The organism is Raoultibacter timonensis (assembly GCF_022845715.1).
GTDB lineage: Bacteria > Actinomycetota > Coriobacteriia > Coriobacteriales > Eggerthellaceae > Raoultibacter > Raoultibacter timonensis.
Genome location: NZ_AP025564.1, coordinates 2,767,338 through 2,788,614, shown reverse-complemented (window position 1 = coordinate 2,788,614; position 21,277 = coordinate 2,767,338). Strand labels below are relative to the sequence as shown.

At 61.5% G+C, this 21,277-nt stretch carries 17 protein-coding genes; 10 read left to right on the top strand and 7 right to left on the bottom strand.

Annotation, left to right across the window (positions count from 1 at the left end; all coding sequences use genetic code 11):
• Positions 1-118 precede the first annotated feature (118 nt).
• Genes MWL89_RS11430 through MWL89_RS11420 form a run of 3 tightly spaced genes read right to left on the bottom strand, consistent with a single transcriptional unit; the run spans position 119 to position 1,822 of the window.
• Complete coding sequence (locus tag MWL89_RS11430) at positions 119-502, bottom strand: hypothetical protein (protein WP_425226286.1); 384 nt, start codon at positions 500-502, stop codon at positions 119-121.
• A 44-nt stretch (positions 503-546) separates the two neighbouring features.
• The gene (locus MWL89_RS11425; protein WP_244386118.1) at positions 547-1,617 is read right to left on the bottom strand and encodes a site-specific integrase; all 1,071 of its coding nucleotides are present in this window, start codon (positions 1,615-1,617) and stop codon (positions 547-549) included.
• Position 1,618: 1 nt separating this feature from the next.
• Entirely contained in the window at positions 1,619-1,822 is a 204-nt protein-coding gene (locus MWL89_RS11420; RefSeq protein ID WP_244386117.1) for a hypothetical protein, read from the bottom strand.
• Positions 1,823-1,962: 140 nt separating this feature from the next.
• Between MWL89_RS11420 and MWL89_RS11415 the strand changes: the two genes are divergently transcribed.
• Complete coding sequence (locus tag MWL89_RS11415; RefSeq protein WP_244386116.1) at positions 1,963-2,376, top strand: helix-turn-helix domain-containing protein; 414 nt, start codon at positions 1,963-1,965, stop codon at positions 2,374-2,376.
• 618 nt (positions 2,377-2,994) lie between these two features.
• Here the strand turns inward: MWL89_RS11415 and guaA are convergent.
• Positions 2,995-4,590, bottom strand: coding sequence for a glutamine-hydrolyzing GMP synthase (gene guaA, locus MWL89_RS11410; protein ID WP_244386115.1), 1,596 nt, complete (start codon positions 4,588-4,590; stop codon positions 2,995-2,997).
• Positions 4,591-4,989: 399 nt separating this feature from the next.
• Between guaA and MWL89_RS11405 the strand changes: the two genes are divergently transcribed.
• Entirely contained in the window at positions 4,990-5,406 is a 417-nt protein-coding gene (locus MWL89_RS11405; protein ID WP_244386114.1) for a helix-turn-helix domain-containing protein, read from the top strand.
• A gap of 62 nt (positions 5,407-5,468) precedes the next feature.
• Here MWL89_RS11405 and MWL89_RS11400 read toward each other — a convergent pair whose 3' ends face one another.
• Positions 5,469-7,100, bottom strand: a complete 1,632-nt coding sequence (locus MWL89_RS11400; protein ID WP_244386112.1) for an FAD-dependent oxidoreductase — start codon at positions 7,098-7,100, stop codon at positions 5,469-5,471.
• 231 nt (positions 7,101-7,331) lie between these two features.
• On the opposite strand from MWL89_RS11400, the gene MWL89_RS11395 reads away from it, so the two are divergent.
• From MWL89_RS11395 to MWL89_RS11385, 3 genes are read left to right on the top strand one after another with little or no spacing between them, the layout of a single operon-like run.
• Positions 7,332-8,822 (top strand): helix-turn-helix transcriptional regulator, encoded by a 1,491-nt coding sequence (locus MWL89_RS11395; RefSeq protein ID WP_244386111.1) that lies wholly within the window; start codon positions 7,332-7,334, stop codon positions 8,820-8,822.
• A 52-nt stretch (positions 8,823-8,874) separates the two neighbouring features.
• A complete protein-coding gene (locus MWL89_RS11390) occupies positions 8,875-9,105 on the top strand; it encodes a hypothetical protein (protein WP_244386110.1) in 231 nt (76 codons plus the stop codon).
• Positions 9,106-9,120: 15 nt separating this feature from the next.
• A complete protein-coding gene (locus MWL89_RS11385) occupies positions 9,121-10,056 on the top strand; it encodes an undecaprenyl-diphosphate phosphatase (RefSeq protein WP_244386109.1) in 936 nt (311 codons plus the stop codon).
• Positions 10,057-10,184: 128 nt separating this feature from the next.
• On the opposite strand, the gene MWL89_RS11380 is transcribed toward MWL89_RS11385, so the two are convergent.
• Positions 10,185-11,657, bottom strand: coding sequence for a helix-turn-helix transcriptional regulator (locus MWL89_RS11380; protein WP_244386108.1), 1,473 nt, complete (start codon positions 11,655-11,657; stop codon positions 10,185-10,187).
• 306 nt (positions 11,658-11,963) lie between these two features.
• Here MWL89_RS11380 and MWL89_RS11375 point away from each other — a divergent pair, with 306 nt between their 5' ends.
• From MWL89_RS11375 to MWL89_RS11360, 4 genes are all read left to right on the top strand, one after another.
• On the top strand, positions 11,964-13,280 hold the full coding sequence (locus MWL89_RS11375; protein WP_244386107.1) for an FAD-binding protein: 1,317 nt from the start codon (positions 11,964-11,966) through the stop codon (positions 13,278-13,280).
• Between the two features lie 313 nt (positions 13,281-13,593).
• Entirely contained in the window at positions 13,594-13,875 is a 282-nt protein-coding gene (locus tag MWL89_RS11370; RefSeq protein ID WP_102377582.1) for a chorismate mutase, read from the top strand.
• Entirely contained in the window at positions 13,872-14,672 is an 801-nt protein-coding gene (gene aroF / locus MWL89_RS11365) for a 3-deoxy-7-phosphoheptulonate synthase (protein ID WP_244386102.1), read from the top strand. The genes MWL89_RS11370 and aroF overlap by 4 nt, the downstream gene beginning before the upstream one ends.
• Positions 14,673-15,228: 556 nt before the next feature.
• Positions 15,229-17,655 carry an ATP-dependent helicase gene (locus MWL89_RS11360; RefSeq protein ID WP_244386099.1) on the top strand — a complete coding sequence of 809 codons (2,427 nt, stop codon included), beginning with the start codon at positions 15,229-15,231 and terminating at the stop codon, positions 17,653-17,655.
• Positions 17,656-17,789: 134 nt separating this feature from the next.
• On the opposite strand, the gene MWL89_RS11355 is transcribed toward MWL89_RS11360, so the two are convergent.
• Positions 17,790-19,562, bottom strand: a complete 1,773-nt coding sequence (locus MWL89_RS11355) for an FAD-dependent oxidoreductase (RefSeq protein WP_244386097.1) — start codon at positions 19,560-19,562, stop codon at positions 17,790-17,792.
• A gap of 422 nt (positions 19,563-19,984) precedes the next feature.
• Between MWL89_RS11355 and MWL89_RS11350 the strand changes: the two genes are divergently transcribed.
• Complete coding sequence (locus tag MWL89_RS11350) at positions 19,985-21,274, top strand: helix-turn-helix domain-containing protein (protein ID WP_244386093.1); 1,290 nt, start codon at positions 19,985-19,987, stop codon at positions 21,272-21,274.
• The last annotated feature ends 3 nt before the right edge of the window (positions 21,275-21,277 follow it).

Here is a 21,277-nt window from a genome sequence, read left to right as displayed (position 1 = left end):
GCAGAGACAAAGGTGGGGCCTCAGTCGTTTGACTCGGGGCTCTTTAAATTTGTGACTCATTTATTGACCCGATTTCCCAAAATAGATCATTTCGGGATGGGCGGTTTCGAATGCTCCGCTACCCGCGCCCCATCCCGAAAATGCTCACGTCATCGCCGCCGCTGTCTTCAGGCGCCTCAGCCACGCCTGGGGGCATCTTCGTTTGCAACGCTTCCTTCGCAGACACATCGACTGGTTCGCCGAGAGCCAGGAAGAACTCCATAACCAGCTTGATGCGTTGCTGCAGAGACTCGCTCAGCTCGCCGTAGGGTGCCGCAAGGCACACTTCCTTAGTCAGCTCCGCCATCGAGTCCCTCAGCGCCTTCTGCACGCTCACGGAGGGCCTCACCTCAACCTGGGCGTCGGTCAGCTTGGCGATGATGTAATCCTGTCTACACATACCGCTCCATGCTGCCATGTCGCATATCAACTTGCGTTCTTCCGATGAGCAGCGGAACGCCATCGTCTTGCTGCGCTTTCGGGCGCTGTTCTCGCACGGCATCCTTCTTACCCCCTCGCTCCGTCGAGCGCGGCGGCCATCTCGTCCTGCTTCGTGGGGAACAGGTGCGCGTATCGGTAGGTGATGTCAACCGCCTCGTGGCCCATGCGCTCGGCGATGGCAAGCGCGGAGAAGCCCATCTCGATCAGCAGGCTCACATGGCTGTGGCGTATGTCGTGTATGCGGATGCGCTTCACGCCCGACGCCTTGCACCCGCGCTCCATCTCGTGGGCCAGGAAGTGCTTGGTAACGGCGAACAGGCGCTCGTCGGGGGCAACGTCGTCGCGCATCTCGATGAACTCGGCCATCTCGTCGCGCAGGAAGGCCGGCATGACGATCGTGCGCACCGATTTTGGAGTCTTGGGGTCGGTCACGGTGTCCACGCCGCGGAGGCTCTGGTACGACTTGTTGATGCGCAGCCGCGAGCTCTCCAGCATGAAGTCGGACGGCGTGAGCGCCAGGAGCTCGCCGCAGCGGATGCCCGTCCAGTAGAGCAGCTCGAAGGCGTGGAACGAGAGGGGCTTGTCCATGACGGCCTCGCTGAACCTCAGGTACTCGTCCTTGGTCCAGAACTGCATCTCGCCGCCCTTCTTCGAGCCTATCTTGTCGACCCTGCGCACCGGGTTGTCGGTGAGGCCGTAGTAGCGCTCGGCGTGGTTGAAGATGGCGTTGAGCTGGTTGTTCACCGTGCGCAGGTACGTCGGCGCCCAGGGCTTCCCGTCGGCGTCCCGGTGCTCGGTGAGCTCGTTTTGCCACCTGATGACGTCGATCGGCCTCACGTCGCACATGCGCATGTCCCCGAAGAACGGCACGAGCTTGTCGTTGATGATGTACTCCTTGGTGATCCACGTGTGCTCGCGTATGCGCGGCTTCACCTCGGAGGCGTACACCTCGATGAACTCGGAGAACGTCATGTCCATCGCCCCGCCGTTAAGGCTCTTGAACTGGCCCTCCCACACGGCGGCCTCCACCTCGGAGGAGAAGCCGCGCTTCGTCTTATGGCGCTTCGAGCCGCGGGCGTCGCGGTAGTAGCACTGCACGTAGTACGTGCCGTTGTTGCCATCCTTGTACACGGGCATGTCAGTCCGCCTCCGGGAAGTACAGGGCGTCGAAGACGTCGCTTCGAACGCGCCCGCGGATAACCACGCGCCCGCGCGCCTCCTGCTCGGCGTTTATCTTTCTGATCACCTCGTAGGCGCTGCCCTTCTTGATCCTCAGCAGCTCCGCGACCTCGTCGGCGTCCAGCATGTGCGGCCTCGGCGTCTTCGCCACCTTCTCGTCCATGGCTCCTCCAATCAATGGCGTACGGATACGTACGGTTTACAGATTCAGAGTAAACGTACGAATCCGTACTGTCAATAGAATTGCGTACATTTGCGTACGCTGATAAGATGTGCTGGTACGTAATTCCAGGAGGAGAGCGCATGTCCGTAGGCGAGAACATAAGGCGGTACCGTAAGTCACGCGGCATGACGCAGGCGCAGCTCGCCGAGGCGGTCGGCCTGACCGAGGGGGCCGTGCGCCACTATGAGAGCGGCATCCGCGCAGTGAAGCCCGAGCTGCTCGAGTCCATCGCCGCCGCGCTCGGCGTTTCCGTCAACGCCCTCAAGGATTACGGCGTCGAGACCGCGGGCGACCTCATGTCGCTGCTCGTGCGGCTCGAGGACTCCTTCGGCATCGTTCCCTCCGCTGACGGCACGGGCCTCTCCCTGAACCCCAAGGCGCTGCACGCGCCCAAAGCCGCGATGGCGATCGAGCTATGGGCCGAGAAGCGCGAGCAGGTCGAGAACGGCGAGATCGACGCCGGCGAATACGAGGACTGGAAAGCCTCGCTGTAGCGGCTCTCCGCATTTCGCAACCAACATAATCGAATCAGGACGGCAGACTAAGCGCCGAGCACCGCGCGCTTCCCTGATCTGCTGAGTTTTTACTCCCCGTTGCATGCGGAGGCGTTTCAGGCGTGCCTGGGGAGTAAATGCCGCGGTGGCTTACATGGCGGTACACGGCGGTACGCCGCGGCATTTCCCCTGGTTACTCCCGTTTTCCTTGAGACGGCGAGATTCTTTACTCCCCATTAACGACCTGAGGAAACGCCGTGCAAAGACCGCCAAAAAGCCTGTTGAGTTTGATTTGAGTTTCGCGGACTCAGAAACGGCCTCGTTTCGCCCTCGGGGACAAAAACCGCGCGTCCACTCACTTGGGATAAATCCTTACTCCCATTCCCCCGAATACCGCCCCGTACTTTGTTGTCTTGAAACACGGGGAGTAAATAGCGAAATCGCAGGTGAAAGGGAGTAAAAAGGCAAAGAAAAAGCCTCCGTTCCAACATGGGAACGGAGGCTCGATAATCGGTTTTACTCACCAATGTCGCTGGCGGCTTTGCCGTGACTCTCGTACGAAACGAAACTCAGCAGCACAGTGCAGCACTCAAAAGTGCAGGCCAGAGCCCTGTCGGCTTACTCCCATTCGATCGTCGCCGGCGGCTTGCTCGTGATATCGTACGCAACCCGGTTCACGCCCGGCACCTCGGCGACGATCCGGCTCGAGATCCTCCCGAGCACCTCGTAGGGGAGCTTCGCCCAGTCGGCGGTCATGGCGTCGCTCGACTCGACGGCGCGCAGGATGATGGGGTAGGCGTAGGTCCGCTCGTCGCCCATGACGCCGACGCTCTTGACGTCGGGGAGCACGGCGAAGTACTGCCACACGCTGCGCTCGGAGTTGCGCTCACCGGTCTCGGCGAACACCGCGGCGTTGTAGGCGTCGAGCTCCTCGCGCACGATCGCGTCGGCCTCCTTCAGGATGGAGAGCTTCTCGAGCGTCACGGTGCCGATGATGCGGATGGCGAGCCCCGGGCCGGGGAAGGGCTGGCGGTGCACGATGTGGTCGGGGAGTCCCAGCGCCGTGCCCAATGCCCGTACCTCGTCCTTGAAGAAGTGGTCCAAGGGCTCGATCAGGTCGAAGTGCACGCCTTCGGGAAACGGGATCAGGTTGTGGTGGCTCTTGATGGTGGACGCCTTACCGCCCGTCTTGCGGGCGCCGCTCTCGATGATGTCGGGGTAGATGGTCCCCTGCGCCAAGAACTGCACGCCGTCCAGGTCCTGCGCGACGGTGAAGAACTCCTTCCAGAACTGCGAGCCGATGATGCGTCGCTTCTCTTCGGGTTCCACCACATCGGCGAGCAGAGCAGCGTAGCGATCCTCGGCATGCACGTGCACGAAGTCCACGTCGAACTGGCGGGTGAACACCTCTTCAACCTCTTCGGGCTCGTTTTTGCGCAACAGGCCGTGGTTTACGAACACGCAGGTGAGCTGTCGTCCGATCGCGCGGGCGCACAGCGCCGCCACCACGCTCGAATCGACGCCGCCCGAAAGGCCGAGGATCACGCGCTTGTCGCCTACCTGCTCGCGGATGGCGGCAACCGATTCCTCGATGATGCTTCCCATGGTCCATGTAGGCTCAAGGCCGCAGATTTCGAACAAGAAGTTCTCGAGCATGGCGCTGCCGTATTCGGTGTGGCGCACCTCGGGGTGGAACTGCGTTGCGAACAGCTTCGCTCCTGCATTTTCCATCGAGGCGACGGGGCAGGTGGGAGTCGATGAGGTTACCGTGAAGCCGGCGGGTACTGCGGTCACGGCGTCGCGGTGGCTCATCCAGACGGTCTGCTCGTCGGGCGTGCCAGCAAGCAGCTCGGAGGCGCCAGCCCGCACGATCGAGGCGGGACCGTATTCGCCCGCATCGGTATGGCCGACGGTGCCGCCGAGCGCGACGGCCATCGCCTGTTGCCCGTAGCAGAACCCGAGCACGGGTATGCCGAGCTTCAGTATCTCGGGGTCCAGCGTGGGGGCGTCATCCGCATACACGCTCGCAGGGCCTCCCGACAAGATGATGGCCGAGGGGTTCTCGGCGCGCATCTCTTCGGCGGATATGTCGCAGGGCACGATCTCGGAATACACGTGCAGATCGCGCACGCGACGGGCGATGAGCTGGCCGTACTGAGCTCCGAAATCGACGACGACGACTTTCTGATCAGGCGAGGTTGCTGCAAGTGTCACGGGTGCTCCTAATCTTTATACAACTGGGTGCACGCTGACTGGTCGGGTGCCCGCACATCGCGTGCCGAAAAATAGCAACACTATAGTACACGAACGTTTCCGGTCGGTTTCGTCGTGTGCGTAAGCGTCACGCCATTTCCTTTTCAAAGCCATGCTTCGTTGCTGCCCGCCATCATTCCGCAATAAGGGCGCTCGCCCAAACGCTAAAGCAACCTGGGGAAACAATGCGCACCTTCGGTCGCCCGGCATCCTGAACCCAGCCGTTTACGCAGTTCACCCCAAGGTAAACCAGAGGTCTACCCAACTCAACTGGCGGTCGCCCGGGCGAACTCGCAAGAAGTGATACGATGCGATTGCTGCAGAAGCGGCGAACCCGACCCGAAACCGAGGAATGAGCCCATGAGCACCCAAACGCTTGGAGCGATGATCGCGTCGCTGAGGAAAGAACACGGAATGGCCCAGCTCGAGCTGGCGGAGAAAATGGGCGTGACCGACAAGGCCGTCTCGAAATGGGAGCGGGACGTGTCGTGTCCGGACATCAACCTGCTGCCAAAGCTCGCGGAGGTGTTCGACGTCTCGGTCGACCAGCTCATGCGGGTCAAGTCGAAATCGCAGGCGGGCGGCATCCGAAAGGAGGCAGAGCGCATCATCGTGCTCGCTTTCAAGGCGGTCGCCTTGGCGATGGGGGTGGCCGTGCTCGTGCTGTCGATATTGGGGTCGCTCGACATGCGCACGGGATTCACCCTACTGGGCATCGGCCTGGTGTGCGTGGGGATTACGCTCTTCTCGGGCCAAGCCAGCGGCAAGGATTCGTGAGCGGAGCCCACGATCGGCCCGGTGAGGGAGGGGTCCCGCCGGGCCGCCGTATGCATCAACCTCTATGCGGTCACGCTATCGAAGTCGTCCATCATGTCCTTGATGGAAAGGACGCCGAGGATGAAACCGCGCCCGATCGAGCCGCCGGGGAGCACCATGGGGTACTCGTGGCCGTAGAACGATCCGCCGCAGTCTCCTGCCGCCCACAGACCCTTGATGACGTCGCCGTTGTTGTTGAGCACGCGGCTGTGCTCTTCGACCTGCAGGCCGCCGACGGTCGCGAGCACGCCGGGAGCGCGCTTGATGGCGTAGAATGGGGGCTCCTTGATGGCGTTGTAGCCCATGAACTCGCCCTTGACGCCGAAGTCCTCGTCGACGCCCTTCTCGCACAGCTCGTTGTAGCGCTCGACGGTCGCAAGGAAGGTCTCCTTGTCGATGTCGTAGGCGTCCGCTAGGCCTTCAAGCGTGTCGGATTCGATGATGGCCCCGCCCTTCACGGCCTTCGCCCAATCGTTTGCGGGGTCGGCCGTCTCGCGGCTGTGGCTGTTGGGGTTGGGCATGTCGTCGATGTGGTCCATCCAGTGCGAATCGGTGATCTGGAAGGCGAGCTTCTCGGGCTGCGCCGCCACCGCCTGCACAACGCCCTGGTAGGGTGCGTCCTCGTTGCCGAAGCGCTCGCCCTTCTTGTTCACGCGCAGCCACGGGATGCCGGAGAAGGGCGCGTTGCCCTCGGGCAGCCACGTGGGGTCGAAGTGCATCATGAGCGCGTGGGGCGCAGGCGTGATCTGCGCGTTGATCCACGAGCCCATCCTCACGGCATCGCCGGTGTTGTTGGGGGCTCCATGCATGTTGTGCACGCCGAGCAAGAGGGGAGCGTAGCATTCGAGCATCTCCTCGTCGTCGGAGATGTCGCCGCATGCCATCAAGACGCCCTTGGAGGTGTTGACGCGTACGTACTCGCCCTTCTTGTTCTGCCCGATGACGCCGGTCACCGCACCGCTCTCGTCGGTGATAAGCTGCACGGCGGGCGTGTCCCACAGCATGGTGGCGCCTGCGGCTTCGGCCTTGTCTCCCATGAGTTTGAGGAGCTCTGCGTACTGGGCGTAACGGGTCGAAAAATCGTTGTCGACGTACCATCCGAGGGTCTGGCCCTTTTCGACGACGACGGGGGTCAGCTCCGTGGTGTTGTCGAGGATCCAGTTCATCACTTCGCCGCCGCGGTTCAGGAAGTTCATGACCAGCTTCCCGTTGTCGCGGCCGTTCGAGATCTCGGCGAAATCGGCGTACAGCTCGCCGGTGTCGAACGGCTCTCCGCCCGATTCGAGCCACACCTTGTTGTTGATGGCGTTGGCGCACCAGCCGTTCGAGATCGCGGCGTTTCCCTTCTGCAGAACGACGGTGTTCAGCCCGTGGGTGGCTGCGTACATGGCCGACGGCGCTCCGGCAGCGCCCAATCCGACGATGCAGACGTCGGCGTCGTAGGTCTCGACGAAATCGGTGATGGGCTCGGGCTTTTTAGACCAGCTCCACCGTCCGCCTTCCGTTGCGGTTGCCGCGCCGTCGGACTTCTGCGTATCCTCGGCAGATGCCGAAGGGCTTGCGGGCGAGCAGGCGGCCAAGCCGGCTCCGGCGGCAACGGCCGCACCGCTTGCCAGTGCTCCCTTTAAAAAACTGCGCCTCGAAAGATCCCTCATAGTAGCCTCCGTTCCTCTAAGCGTCCCCCGTGCAAAATCCCTGTTTCGTGCTATAACGTTTGATCGTGCCCGGGGCGCTGCGTATCCCTTTACGCAACAGGTAAAAGGTTAGTCACCCCGTGCTTTTTTTTGAAATCGCAACACGCTGCTTCTTCTGGGTGATTTCTCGGGGATTTTGTCACCCTTTTGCAGAAAAGTTGGGTTATGCGACCGGATATGAGGGTGGTGCAGATGGCTCGGGAGACCGTATCGTTCAGCATTCAAGCCGAAAAACTGTGGAAGAGCTTCTTCCCGGTTCCGTTCTGTTTTATGGGAATGGGCATCTTTCGCGTATGGACCGAAACCCTGTATGCCAACTCGCAAGTCGATTTTCCCGCGCTTTCTTTCGGTACATTGGTGTCGTTTTTCGACGCCTACGCGCTGTTCGACTACCTCTCGGCCTTCATTCTTGTCCTTTTAGCGGTTTTCGCCAAAAGAATTGCGCCCCTGTACACGCATCCGTGGGCGATCGTTGTGACGTTCGTGGCGATGATAAGCGCGGTGTGTATCAATTTCGCATCCATCTACTATCCCGAGCTGGCGTCCGCCCTCAGGCTGCCGGCCGTCATATCCGGCTCGGTCGGCGTTGCGCTCATCCTCATGCTCTGGTCGGAGTTTTTCGGCTGCATCAATCCTGTGCGCGTTGTCGGCTACTATGCTGCGGGCATCGTCGTCAGCTGCATCGTTCTCTGGATGTTCAAGGGGCTTTTGCTGCCGTGGCTGTGGGTGGGGACGTGCGTCGTGCCCGTGGTCTCGCTGCTGTGCCTCTGGCGATCGTACACGAGGCTGCCCTTCGATGCGTACCCGCCCGCATACCAGCACGACTTCCTCTTCCCGTGGAAACCGGTGCTGGTTATCGGCATCTACTCGTTCGTGTACGGCATGCGCGGCGGCGTTTTCTCGAACACCCTGTCGATGAACTCCGGCATGGGCGCGTTCGCGGGCGCGCTCGTGGTGTATCTGCTCGTGAGCCGCTTCGGCGAGAAGCTCGATTTCTCGTTGCTCTGGAAGATGGCCATGCCCCTTATGATCGTATCGCTTGCGCCTTTGGACGGGGTCGTGGCCGAGTGGTCGACGATCGCGGATTTCTGCGCGTTGGCGAGCTACACCATACTGCTGTTGCTCATCATGGCCATCATGAGCAACCTGTGCTACCGCTACGGGGTCTGCGCGCTCTGGATCTTCGCGATCGAGCGGGCCATCCGAATGGCATCGTCCCAAACGGGACGGCTCGTCGGCGAGAACATCGTGAACTCGACCGCGCTTCCCGATTTCGCCCAGTCGCTTGCACTGGTGGTCATGGCGGGCTCGCTCGTCGCCGTCATGTGCGTGTTCTTCTCGGAAAAGCACGTCACCTCGCAATGGGGCGTAGTGCTCAAGCATCCCATAGCCGACGATCTGGAACTCTACATGGAGAAGAACCGCCTGGGCATCAAGTGCAAGGAGCTTGCCGACGATCACGGCCTCACGGCGCGCGAGAGCGAGATCCTGCTCCTCATCGCCCGGGGAAAGCACCTCTCGCAGATCGCCGGCGAGCTGAGTATCAGCAACAACACGGTGAAGACGCACATCCGCCACATCTATGCGAAGCTCGCCGTCAATTCCCGAAACGAGCTCATGGCTTTGCTGGGAGTCAAGAAGCGGTCCGCAAAGGGCGCAGAGAAAGACCCCATCCCAGGATGACATCATGGTGTATTTTTCGCGGCTTGCGGGGTCGTCGTGTACAATGCAGCGCATGGACAAAAAGCGAGTGGAAATAGACGAGGATAAACGCAAGGACCTGCACGAGTCCTTCAACAACCGCATCTCGTACGTGTGCAAGCTCGCGGCGCTCGTCATCGCCGTTGTCGCGTTCGGGTCGGTCATCCTCGGCCAGGACGATAAGACGTTCGTCATCCTCGGCCTGTGCGTCTCGGTCGCCCTGCTCGCCATCGCATCGCTGCAAGACAATTCCGGCAAAAAGTAAAAGGTATTCAAACGTATGATTATCGAAGCGCTCAAGGCCTTCCTCGTCGGCATCGTCGAGGGCATCACCGAATGGCTTCCCATCTCGTCGACCGGCCACATGATCCTCGTCGACGAGTTCGTCAAGCTGCAGGTATCGGAAGAGTTCCTCGCCCTGTTCCTCGTGGTGATCCAGATCGGCGCCATCCTCGCCGTGCTCATCCTGTACTTCCACAAGCTCAACCCCTTCTCGTCGCGCAAGAGCGCACCCGAGAAGAAGAGCACGTGGCGGCTGTGGGGGATGGTCGTGATCGGTTGCATTCCCGCCGCGATCTTCGGCTTCGCGCTCGATGATTGGGTAAACGAGCACTTCTACAACAAGGTCGTCGTGGCCGCGATGCTCATCTTGTACGGCATCGTCTTCATCGTGCTCGAGCGCCGCAACCGCAAGCGCTTGCGCCAGGCCGAGGCCATGGTTGCCGCCCCGCGCGGCCGTCATGCGCGCGTCGAGCCGGGCGATGTGGGAGACGCGGCCGAAGAGGCGCTCTTCAAGGTGACCGATGTCGACGACATCGATTGGAGGACCGCGCTCAAGATCGGGCTGTTCCAGGTGCTCGCCATCGTACCGGGTACGAGCCGCTCGGGCGCCACCATCATCGGCGGCATGCTGTGCGGCTGCTCGCGTACCGCGGCGGCGGAATTCACGTTCTTCCTGGCCATTCCCGTCATGCTCGGCTGGGGGCTGGTGAAGGTGGTCAAGTTCGTGATGGCGGGCCTTGCCATGACCCAGGTGGAGATCGTCGTGCTCGTGGTGGGCATCGTAACGGCGTTCGCCATGTCCATCGTCGCCATCCGCTTCCTCATGGGCTACATCAAGAAGAACGACTTCACGGCGTTCGGTTGGTACCGCATCGTCGTGGGCGTGCTCGTGCTCGGGTACTTCTTCTTCGAGTCGATGGGTATGCTGCCGTAAGGCTGCTGCGCATGCAAGCTTTCAGGGCCGTCCGCAGTGCGGGCGGCTTTTTTGCGGCGCTGTTCGACGGATGCTCGATGGTCGAAGCGCAGTTCGATCGGGCCTAACGTGCGTGCGAGCGCCTTTCTTCAGTACGTCTCCACCATATCGATGAGCTCCTGCTGGGAGTGCAGGTCCATCTTCTGGTAGATATGCTTGATGTGCGTTTTGATGGTGTTGCGCGAGATCACAAGCTCCTCCTCGATGAAGGGCACGTTGCGGCCTTTCGCCAGCAGCTTGAACACGTCGGTCTCGCGTTCGGTGAGCGCGAAGCGCTCGGCGATGCGGGCGCATTGGGCCTCGATCGCATCGGAGCGGTCGCTTTCGGGCTCGGCGGTCGGCTCGAGCAGGGGTACCGACTCGATGCCCTCGATGGTCTTCTCGAAGCTGAACGTGCGCAGAACGAGCAGGTTGAATGCCGAGAACGCGAGCACTACGAGCACGACGGCGCCCGGCACGAGCAGCGGTTGGTCGACGAGCAGCCCGTTGGTCAGGTGCCCGAGCGAGGTTCCCACGAGCGATCCGGCTCCGGTAGCGAACTGGCCCCATGCGAATATCGGCAGCGCGTGGAGCGGATTGCGCCGGCCGATTGCAGCGAGGGCGTAGTATACGAGCACCGTAAAGCAATCGGATCCCGCCGCAAGCAGAATGTTCGGGGCGGCGGTTCCTTCGAACTGCGGAACGAGCACGCAGAGGAATCCGGCGAGAACGAACAGCGATGCCACCTGGTAGAGGATGTCGGCAGGTGCGGCCTTGCCCGCAACGAGCGTTTGCACGGCCACGACGGCGAGAGGCAGGAGCGCGAGGAGGGTGAACTGCGGCATACCGTCGGATTCGCCGAACATGAGCGAGAACCCGAAAGCGATGCGGAACACGAAGAACGAGACGAACAGGATGTGCGAGTAGGGGAGAAACGCACGCGGCTCGGTGAGGGCGAGCGTCGAGGCGCCGGGGTTGGTGCGGATGCGTTCGAGTATCGGGCGGGCCGAGGGGTAGGCGAGGGCGATGATGGCAAAGGGGGAGAGCGCGAATGCGATCGTGCCGACCTCGCCGGGCAGCGCGACGAACGCGATGCGCAGCACGTAGGCGGTGGCGAGGCTGCCGGCGATGCCCACCGCTGCCGCTCGGGGGCTGAGCGATATGAGCACGATGCAGGCGAGCACCGACGCGAGTGCGCGGCCGGCGTTCATCGCGATGGAGCCGATGGTGAGGACGGTGGGGTTCGCCGAAGCAAGACCCGCCGCAACCATGGCGAGGCCGACGGCTCCGATGAGGACGGCGAAGCCGGCAAGCTTTCGGGGTTCGAAGATGTTCGGTCGCAGGGAGGCTGCGATGGCGACGACGAGGTTGGTGGTAAACGAGCTTACCGTGGCAAACTCGCGCGCCATGCCGTAGACGAGGGTGAACCGGGGGAATACGTACTGGTTGAGAAGCCATGTTGCAAGAAACAGGAGAACGAGCGCCGCAAAGCAGCGCACCCACCGTGCGTTTGCGATTTCATCCAGAAGCCGTCGGTTCGATCCGTTTTCGGCTGCAGTATCTTCTTGCTGCGTGTATTCCAAGGAGGTCTCCTTCCCCGGCAAGTATAGCAAAGGTTAACGATGCGGTTTTGTCTGCCCGCCTCTCGGGTTCAGCTGAGCTTAGAAAAATTCCGTTTTCCGAAAAATGCTCTTGATAGCGTGCTCTTAAGATATCTGATCAGCAGAAACGTAAATCTCCCCTCGTCTGGGTGATGGCGAAACCGAGGCGATTTCCATAATGGGGGCCGTACAGCGAACCCGGCGATAGCGATGAGCCGGCCGGGTCGGATACGGGTATCGGCGCATCCGAGCGGCTGCGTCGGAAAACACGAAAGGGAGAACAAGGATATGGGAATCGAAACCAAAAGTGGCATTTCTCGCCGCAGCTTTCTTGGGCTTGCGGGCATTGCGGGTGTCGGCGCCGTGGCCGGCCTTGCGGGATGCTCGCCGCAGCAGAACGGATCGGGGTCGAACGGCTCCGCCCAGGCGGCTGAAGGCGCTTCGGGTGCGGCGGCTGCGGGCGGCCAGGCCGACTGGCTCGGCAGCGCCCCCGACGTCTCCGAGGGCGATATCGTCGAGACGAAGACCACCGATGTGCTCATCGTGGGCGCGGGCAACGGCGGCATGATGGCGGCCGCAACGGCGACCGACGAGGGCGTCGATTTCATCATCTGCGAGAAGAACGACAAGCCGCAGAGCACGCGCCATTGGATCGGCGCAGTCGACACCGCCCAGCAGAAGGCCGCGGGCGTCGAGATCGACCATGGCGAGCTCATCAACGAGCTCGCACGCTACGCGTCCTACAAGTGCGACATGGACGTGTGGAAGGTGTGGATCAACGAATCCGCCGAAATGCTTTCCTACCTCGATCCGATCATGGAGGCGTCGCTCGGTTTGACGGCTACCGTCGATACCGAGAAGTTCGACAAGCAGCTCCACTACACGCCCATGGTGCAGCACATGTACCTCGAGGACGCCGCGCTTCCCGGCAACGTGTTCCAGTCGAACGTGGGTACGCAGCCGTTCATGAAGGTCGACCGCACGGGCAAGCGCTTCGTCAACGAGGCGTCGCCGTACGAGGCCGTGTGCTTCGCCTCGAGCAACCGCCCCGGCGGCGTGTGGTGCGAGGTGTGGGACGGAAACATCGTCGAGGACGTCGAGCGCTTCTCCACCGTCGGCTGCTCGAAGGGCATCGCCCAGCAGTTCGCAGCGGGCGTCACGCCCGACGAGATGTTCGCGAAGCAGATCGAGGGCGGCACCGTGTTCAAGGCCGACACGATCGAAGAGCTCGCCGACATGCTCGGGTTCGCAGGCGAGGCCAAGGAGAACTTCCTCGCGCAGGTCGACCGTTACAACGAGCTGTACGACCAGCAGAGCGACGACGACTACGGCAAGGAGGCCTTCCGCCTGTCCGCGCTGCGTACCGCCCCGTTCTACGGCGGTTGGTTCGGAGCCTGCTACCTCACCACGGTCGACGGCATCAAGATCAACGCCAATATGCAGGCGCTCGACGAGAACGAAGAGGTCATCGAAGGCCTGTACTGCGCGGGCGACTGCTCGGGCAGCCTGTTCGCCGATAACTATCCCGAGTACATCATCGGATGCGCGTGCGGTCGCACCCTCACCTTCTCGCGCCACGCCGTGAAGTACATGAAGGAGAACTAACCTATCAGTCGGTAGCCCAGCCTGCGCGCCCGTTTCCGCATCCCTCCGCGGAAACGGGCGTTTCCGTGTGTGCCGCCGATGGCTCCCGAGGGCATCTGCGCTCTTTTCCGATCGGACGCTGCTCTTCGGCTCGAGTGTTTCCTCATGCGAACTTCTCCGTGAACTTTCCCCGTCCGCCCCGTGCGCTGCGCGGCTTTTGCTATCATGATGCCCACACGAGGGCGCTCTTGCGTTTCGGTCGCGGTTTTCAGCCTGGCCACTGCGTGATGCGCCTTGCTCGTTACCGTTTTTTGTGAATCTGAAAGGAAAGCCGATGTCTGAAGAAAACAGCGTACTCGCGCAAATCCAAGAACATCGTGCAAAGATCGATGAGATCGATCGCGAAATCGTCTCGCTGCTGAACAAGCGCGCGGGCCATTCGCTGGTCATCCGTGGTCTCAAGCCCGGTGCTCATCTGGGCTTGTATGACGCGAGGCGAGAAGAGGAGATCTTCGAGCGGGTCGACGGCTACAACGAGGGTCCTTTGTATAACGAGAACCTGCGTGAGATATATGCCAGTATCCTCAAAGTTATGAAGGAGACCCCGTCAGTATGAACGAGCAGATAGCAACCAAACTGCCGGATTACGGAACGCGCACGGACGAGATCACCATCTTCGCCGGGCCGTGCTCCGTCGAATCCGAAGAACAATTCGACGAAGTGGCCGAATGCATCGCGGGCCTCGGTCTCACGTGGGTCCGCGGCGGCGCGTTCAAGCCGCGCACCAACCCGCACTCGTTCCAAGGCCTGGGTGAGGAAGCGCTTCAGATCATGAAGGCGTCGGGCGAGAAGTGGGGCCTTAAGACCCTCACCGAGGTGATGGACTCCGCGCACTGCGAGCTTGTGCACTCGTACGTGGACGGCCTGCAGGTAGGTGCGCGCAACTTCCAGAACTTCAGCTTGCTGAAGAACATCGGTATCGTCACGGCCGAATCGCACAAGATGGTGCTCTACAAGCGCGGGTTCGCCGGCACCATTGCCGAATGGCTCGCCGCCACCGATTACCTGACCGCCGAGGGCAACGACAACGTCGTGTTGTGCGAGCGCGGCATCCGCACGTTCGAGACGGCTACGCGCTTCACGCTCGACATATCGGCCGTACCCGTCATCCACAAGCAGAGCCTCTACCCGGTGTGCGTGGACGTGTCGCATCCGGCCGGCGTGCGCGACCTCGTTCCGTCGCTTGCGAAGGCGGCCGTTGCGGTCGGATGCGATTCGATCATGATCGAGGTGCATCCCAATCCGCCCAAGGCCCTCTCCGACGGTCCGCAGCAGCTCACGCCCGCCCAATTTACCGATCTGGTGGCAGAGCTCCGCGAAATTGCCGCCGTGTTCGGCAAGAAGATCGTGTAGAGCGCGGTAACAACGAACCGTGTACGACGTGCCGCCCGGGACATCGGGCGGCACGCTTGCGTGCGGGGTTGCGGGATGTGTCGTCCTCGGCTTTGCTCCGGATCCCCTTGTTCGCGGCAGGAAAACGGAGTTATTCGTCGTTTAAAGCCCCCTTGGAGGCGAAGCCATCCTCCGCTACGTCGAGCCATTCTCTTTCGCCTGATCAGAAAGATGGCTGGGAAACGGGTTGCGAGGAAGGGCTCTGGCGATGACGAATAAGTCCGTTTTCCTGCCACGAGTTCGCCGATTTGCTGCTGGATGCCCGAAATCGGGGTCAACATGGTGACCGTTCGGGGTTCTAGGCACCTGATCTTCGTCGAGCGTTGTGCGGACTGCTGATTTCAGGCGATGAGGCGCGGGTACCCGGCCACGGCATTGACCCCGCGCGTGCGGAGGATGCAGCAAGGCCTGTCGAATCCATAGGTCTGCATTTCTCACGCAGCCCGCCCCTCTGAGTCCAAGAAGCGGTAGAATACACCTTCTGACTACAGCAACGTTTCGAAAGAAAGCGCGTCCTATGCCAATCGACATCGATTCTCTGAACCCTGCCCAGAAAGAGGCGGTCCTCTGCACCGAGGGCCCGCTGCTCGTGCTCGCGGGGGCGGGCAGCGGCAAGACCCGCGTGCTCACGTACCGCATCGCGAACCTCATCGAGAACAAGGACGTCGCCCCGTGGCGGATTCTCGCGATCACGTTCACGAACAAGGCAGCGGCGGAGATGCGCGAGCGCCTGGGCGCGCTTGTGGGGCCTGCTGCCCGCGGCATGTGGGTGTCGACGTTCCACAGCATGTGCGTGCGCATGCTGCGCGCCGATGCCGAGCGCCTCGGCTTTACCAAAGCGTTCACCATCTACGCCGACGACGATTCGAAGCGCCTGTTCAAGGACATCATGGCCGAGCTCGATATCGATCCGAAGCGCTATCCGGTGAACGCCCTGAGGAACCGCATATCCACGGCCAAGAACGAGCTCATCGTGCCGGGCGATTTCGAGGCGCAGGCGGCCGATCCCATCGCGAAGGTGGCGGCGCGCGTGTACACGCGGTTGCAGGAGCGTCTGCGCGCGGCGAACGCGTTCGATTTCGACGACCTTCTGCTCTACGCGTACCTGCTGCTCAAGAACCATCCCGACGTGCTCGAGGCCTATCAGGACCGCTTCCGCTACCTCATGGTGGACGAGTATCAGGATACGAACCACGCGCAGTACTCCATCACGACGCTTCTGGCCGCCAAGCACAAGAACATCATGGTGGTGGGCGACGACGACCAGTCCATCTACTCGTGGCGCGGCGCCGACATCCGCAACATCCTCGAGTTCGAAAACGACTATCCCGAGGCCCATACCGTCAAGCTCGAGCAGAACTACCGCAGCGTCGGCAACATCCTCGCCGCAGCCAACGCGGTTATCGCCAATAACCAGCATCGCAAGGCCAAGAAACTCTTCACCTCGGAGGGCGACGGCGACAAGATTTCGGTGTACATGGCCTCCGACGAGCGCGACGAGGGCCGCTGGATCGCAGGCGAGATAGAGAAGCGCAAGGCCGAGGGGTTCTCGTACAACCAGATCGCCGTGTTCTACCGCACCAACGCGCAGAGTCGCATGATCGAGGATATGCTCGTGCGCGCAGGCGTGCCGTACCGCATCGTCGGCGGCACGCGCTTCTTCGATCGCGCGGAGATCCGCGACGTTATGGCGTATCTGACGCTCGTGGTGAACCCCGCCGACGACATGGCGGCAAAACGCGTAATCAACGTGCCGCGCCGCGGCATCGGCAAGACCACGATCGAGCTCATCGACCGCGAAGCGCGCGAGAACCGCATGACGTTCATGGAGGCGGCCGAGCTCGTGATCGGCGACGAGAGCGTCAGGCTCGCAACGCGCAAGGCGCTCGGCGAATTCGTCGGCCTGATCAAGGACGCGGGCACCTACGGCGGCGACCTGCGCAAGGTGGTCGAAGCCATCATCGACAAGAGCGGCCTCATCTCGGCGCTCATCGCCGAAGACACCGACGAAGCGCGCGGGCGCGTCGAGAACATCCAGGAGTTCCTCGGTGTTGTCGACGAGTACACCGACACCCACGACGAGAGCGATGCGGAATACGCTGCACCCACCGCGGGTGGCCAAGCGCTCGCGGAAGCGAACGACGCGGGCGCACTTGAGGCCGTCGTCCTGGGCGAGGGCGGCGATGTACAGCTGTCCATCGGCGTCGGGCAGGACGAGGACGCCCCCGTCCGCGTGCTTTCGGCCAACTCGCTCGCCGACTTCATCGAATGGGTGACGCTGCGTACCGATCTCGACACCATGTCGGACGATGGCACGGCGGTCACGCTCATGACGGTGCACTCGTCGAAGGGTCTCGAATTCGATTGCGTGTTCGTGGGCGGCATGGAAGAGACGCTCTTTCCCCATATGAACTCGACCAGCGATCCGAGCGGCATCGAGGAGGAGCGCCGGCTCGCCTACGTGGCTATCACGCGCGCCCGCAAGAAGCTCTACCTCACGTGCGCTTACGCGCGCCAGATATTCGGCCAGACGCAGGCGAATCCCACCTCGCGCTTCATCGCCGAGATCCCGAGCGAGCTGCGTCAGACAACGGGCCTCGGCTCGTCGGGCTTCGAGGGCACGGGCTGGGAGAAACGGGGTAGCCGCAAGGGCATCGCCGGATCGGGAACCGAGGCGGGCGGCGGTCGCGTGTTCGGCCAGTCGAGCGCTTCGGGCCCGTCGAGCCGTGCAACGCGCAGCTCGTATTCGGGGTTCGTGCGCGATACGGGGAAGAAGGCTGCCGCGAGCATGTCGTTCGGAGTCGGCGATACCGTCGACCACAAGACGTTCGGACGCGGCAAGGTCGTGAAGGTCGACGGCGACACGCTCCACATCAGGTTCGCGAAGACCGGCGCAACCAAGAAGCTCCTGAAGGATTATGCACCCATCGTGAAGATCGGGTAGGGACCGAAAAGCCCGCATGGGGATTGGCCGAGCGGGCGGCGGGCAAGCGACTGAAAACGCCCCCGCATCGACTGACGCGGGGGCGTTTCTGCTATCGAGCGATTCGGTTGCCGCTCGCAGGGCAAAGGCGTCGTTTAGATGCCTGCGGCTGCGTTTTCGCCTGCAAGTTTGCCGAACGTGAGGGCGCATGCGAGGCTGTGACCGCCAACGGTCACGGGGTACTCGACCAGGTAGCGCCCGCCCTGGGTGTTACCTGCGACGTACAGGCCCTTGATGGGGTCTCCGTTTTCGTCGAGGGGATGCAGGTCGGTGTCGCATTCGAGCCCGCCCATGAGCACGAGCATACCTGCGGAATCGAAACGGCAGGCGTAGAAGGGCGGCGTATCGACGGGGAACATGCGGCTGCCGATCTTGCCGTAATCCTCATCGATGCCCTTCGCGGCAAGCTCGTTGTACCGTTCGATGGATGCCTTCACGTTCTCGACGGGAAGGCCCATTCCCTCGGCCAGCTCCTCGATCGTATCGGCCTTCAGGGTGACGGCGCCCTCTACCATCTCATCGGTGGTGTATCCGAGAGCGAATCCTTCGAGAACGGTTTTGTACTGGTCTTTTTCGTCGTCGGAGATGTAGTAGTTGACGAATCCGTGTCCGGTTCCCTGTGCCGCTAACTGCGTTTTCCAGTTGGCGTCGAATATCTGCCACGATTTGGTGCCGAGGGCTGCGAGCTCGGGATCGGGGGAGACGGGCTGGCGGGATAGCTGGTCGGCGATGTTCTGGCCGGGGATGTCCTCGTTCATGAACCGGTTGCCTTCCATGTTGAGCTGCAGGAAGGCATCGACGCCCAAAGCGCCGCCCATGTGGTGCGTCATCGGCGCATAGGGTCCGAGTTCCATGTGGGCTCCCGCCCATACCCCCATGCGCTGCCCGTCACCGGTGTTGCAGAAATCGCCGTTTACGTCGACCTCGCTGTAGAACGAAGCGAACTCGTCGGCCTGAGGGGCGTAGTAGTGGCGCATTTCCTTGTTGCCGCCCATGTCTCCCGTGCAGAGACAGACCGCTTGTGCGTTGATGCGCGTATACGTTTCTCCCTTGGCGTCATGCACGTACGCGCCTGTGACGGCGCCGGTCGATTCGTCGACGATGAGCTGCTCGGCGAATGTTCCGAACAGGAACTCGGCGCCGGCGGCGAGCGCTTTGTCGCGGCAGTTCTCGCAGCCCCATTGCATATTGGGGTTGAGGTTGATGGTGCCGTGGAAGAACGGGTAGTACTCCGTTTTGTAGTCGTAGCCCTCAAGCGGGGGCCAGAAGATGGGGCGGAGGAAGTTCGGGTTGTCGGTAGTTTTGTTGTCGGCGGTTTTTGCTACGAGCTCGTAGTCGGCTCCCTCGACAAACCAGTCGAAGGCTTCGCCCGAATGGTCGTACCAGTAGTTGAGGAAATCAGGGTTGGGACGGTAGCACATGTCCTTCATGAGCTGATTGACAATATCGGCCTTCGGCGCCCACTCGATGCCGATGCTTTTTTGGATTTTGGAATTGACGACGCCGAATGCGCCGGCCATGCCGACTACGCCGATATCGTCTTGCCTTTCAACGCCGATGACGCGAGCGCCCGCTTCGGCGGCGGCGCGCGATGCCGCAATGCCTGCTAGCCCGAGTCCGAGCACAAGCACGTCGCAGTCTTTTTCTTCCGCAACGTTTGCGGGGACTTCGGGCTTGGCGAGGAATGGCGGCGTGTATTCGGACGGATTGGTCGCCGTCGATCCAGCGGCAGCCTCGGTTGCTGCGCCTCCTTGGGCGGCCTTATCGGCTGGAGCGCAGCCAGCGAGTCCTGCGCCTGCTGCGACTGCGGCCGCTGCGCCCAGGCCGATGAAGGAACGACGCGACAGTTCGATGCGGTTTGCTTTCATGATACCCTCCTTAGTTTCTGTTCTTGCTTATTTGCGGCCCATTCGATGCGGCCGCGAACCGAACAGTACTCCCTCAGCGCTTGTGCAAACCTCCTCCGAAGGCGGGTGATTTTTGCGAAAGTGCTGGTCTAGGCCACCTGAAACGGGTGATATAGAAGTGGGATAGAGATAAATCGACTCTCGTTTGCATTCCGGCAGGTATACTGTGGCAAGACAGGAAGGGGACTATGAAGCGCTTGCTTACAAACATGCGTAACGTTGCTTTGCGGGATGCTTTGTGTTTCGGGGGATATGCGCTTTACCTCGTTTTCTCGTACATGGCTTTCCATTCCTTTACGCTGTTCGCTCCCGCCTCCGCCCTCGATGCCGTTTCGCAGACTCTCTTTCTTGCAACCGTCCTCGGCTCGAGAGTATGTGTTTTCGTGGCCATCGCTTTCTTTTCGTTGCGCAGTACGGGACCCGATACGCTTGTTTCCGTGCTTGTCGCCTGCGGAGTGGCGTTGTTCGGTTTCCTCGTTTGCGGTATGGCGCTGCAGTTTTCCATCGACGTGGAATTCGGTCGCATTCTGCCTTGGCTGATGTTCGGCGGCGTGTGTCTCGGCGCGGGGGATGCCCTCATGGTCCTTTTGTGGGCGCGATTCTGCAAAACGTTTACGCTGCGGAGCGTTTACCTCTTTGTCCTGCTCAGCAATATGGCGAGCTTGGTGATCTATTTTCTCATGACGCTTCTGCCCCCTGCGTTGGTCATCCCGGCCACGGCGGTTCTCTTTGTGATTTCTTCGGTGTGCGTGAAGCGGTCGATTTCGATTCGGGTTCCGGCGGTGAGCGAATATTCGCTTCCCGTTGCCAAAAGTGCTGCGTCGCGCTTGTGGCGTCCGGTGTTCGGGACGATGGTGTTCTGTTTCATGAGCGGGATGATGATGCAAATATCGGGCCAGCAAGAACTGCCGCTTTCGACGGTGCAGGAAACCTCGATCGTGTCGAGCGGGATCGTCGTGGCGATCCTCCTTGTTCCGGTGCTGGTGGTCTCGAAGCCGCCGAACCTGAGTCGTCTCTACAAGATGGCTTTGCCGCTTTCCGCGGCGGGCTTTCTTCTTCTGCCGATACTCTGGAACGCGGCAGGGGGGATCGTCAATGCGTTCGCCCAGCTTGGATCGATGGTGGCTAGCATCATTCTGTGGTGCATGCTAGCCGACATGGCGCGAGACACCCGATTGCCCTCACCGCTCGTATTCGCCGCCGCTTTGGCGTGTACGAATGCCGCGCAGCTGCTCGGCGTGCTCGTCGGGTTCTTCAATGCGTCGAGCATCACTTCCGGCGGAATCATGCTGACGGTAATAGCGCTCGTCTCGCTGTATCTGCTCTCCATGCTTTCATTGTTTCTGTTCAAAGACAAAGGGCTTGCCCTGGAGGAGCCTGCGACGCCCGCTCCTCAGTTGGTCGTGCGCGAGGAGCAGTGGTTTTCCGCTCGCTGCGAGGAGATCGCGTCAACTCATCAGCTAACAGCCAGAGAGCAGGAGATATTCGTGCTTCTTGCCCAGGGGCGCACGGTTCACGGCATCTCGGAGAAGCTCTACGTATCGGAGAACACGGTCAAGTCGCACATCAAGAGCATCTACCAGAAGCTCGGAATCCATCTGCGTTCCGAGCTGCTCGAACTCGTCAATCATGTTGATGACGAGTTCGATCAGCAAGCAAAGCAGATTCGCTGAGGG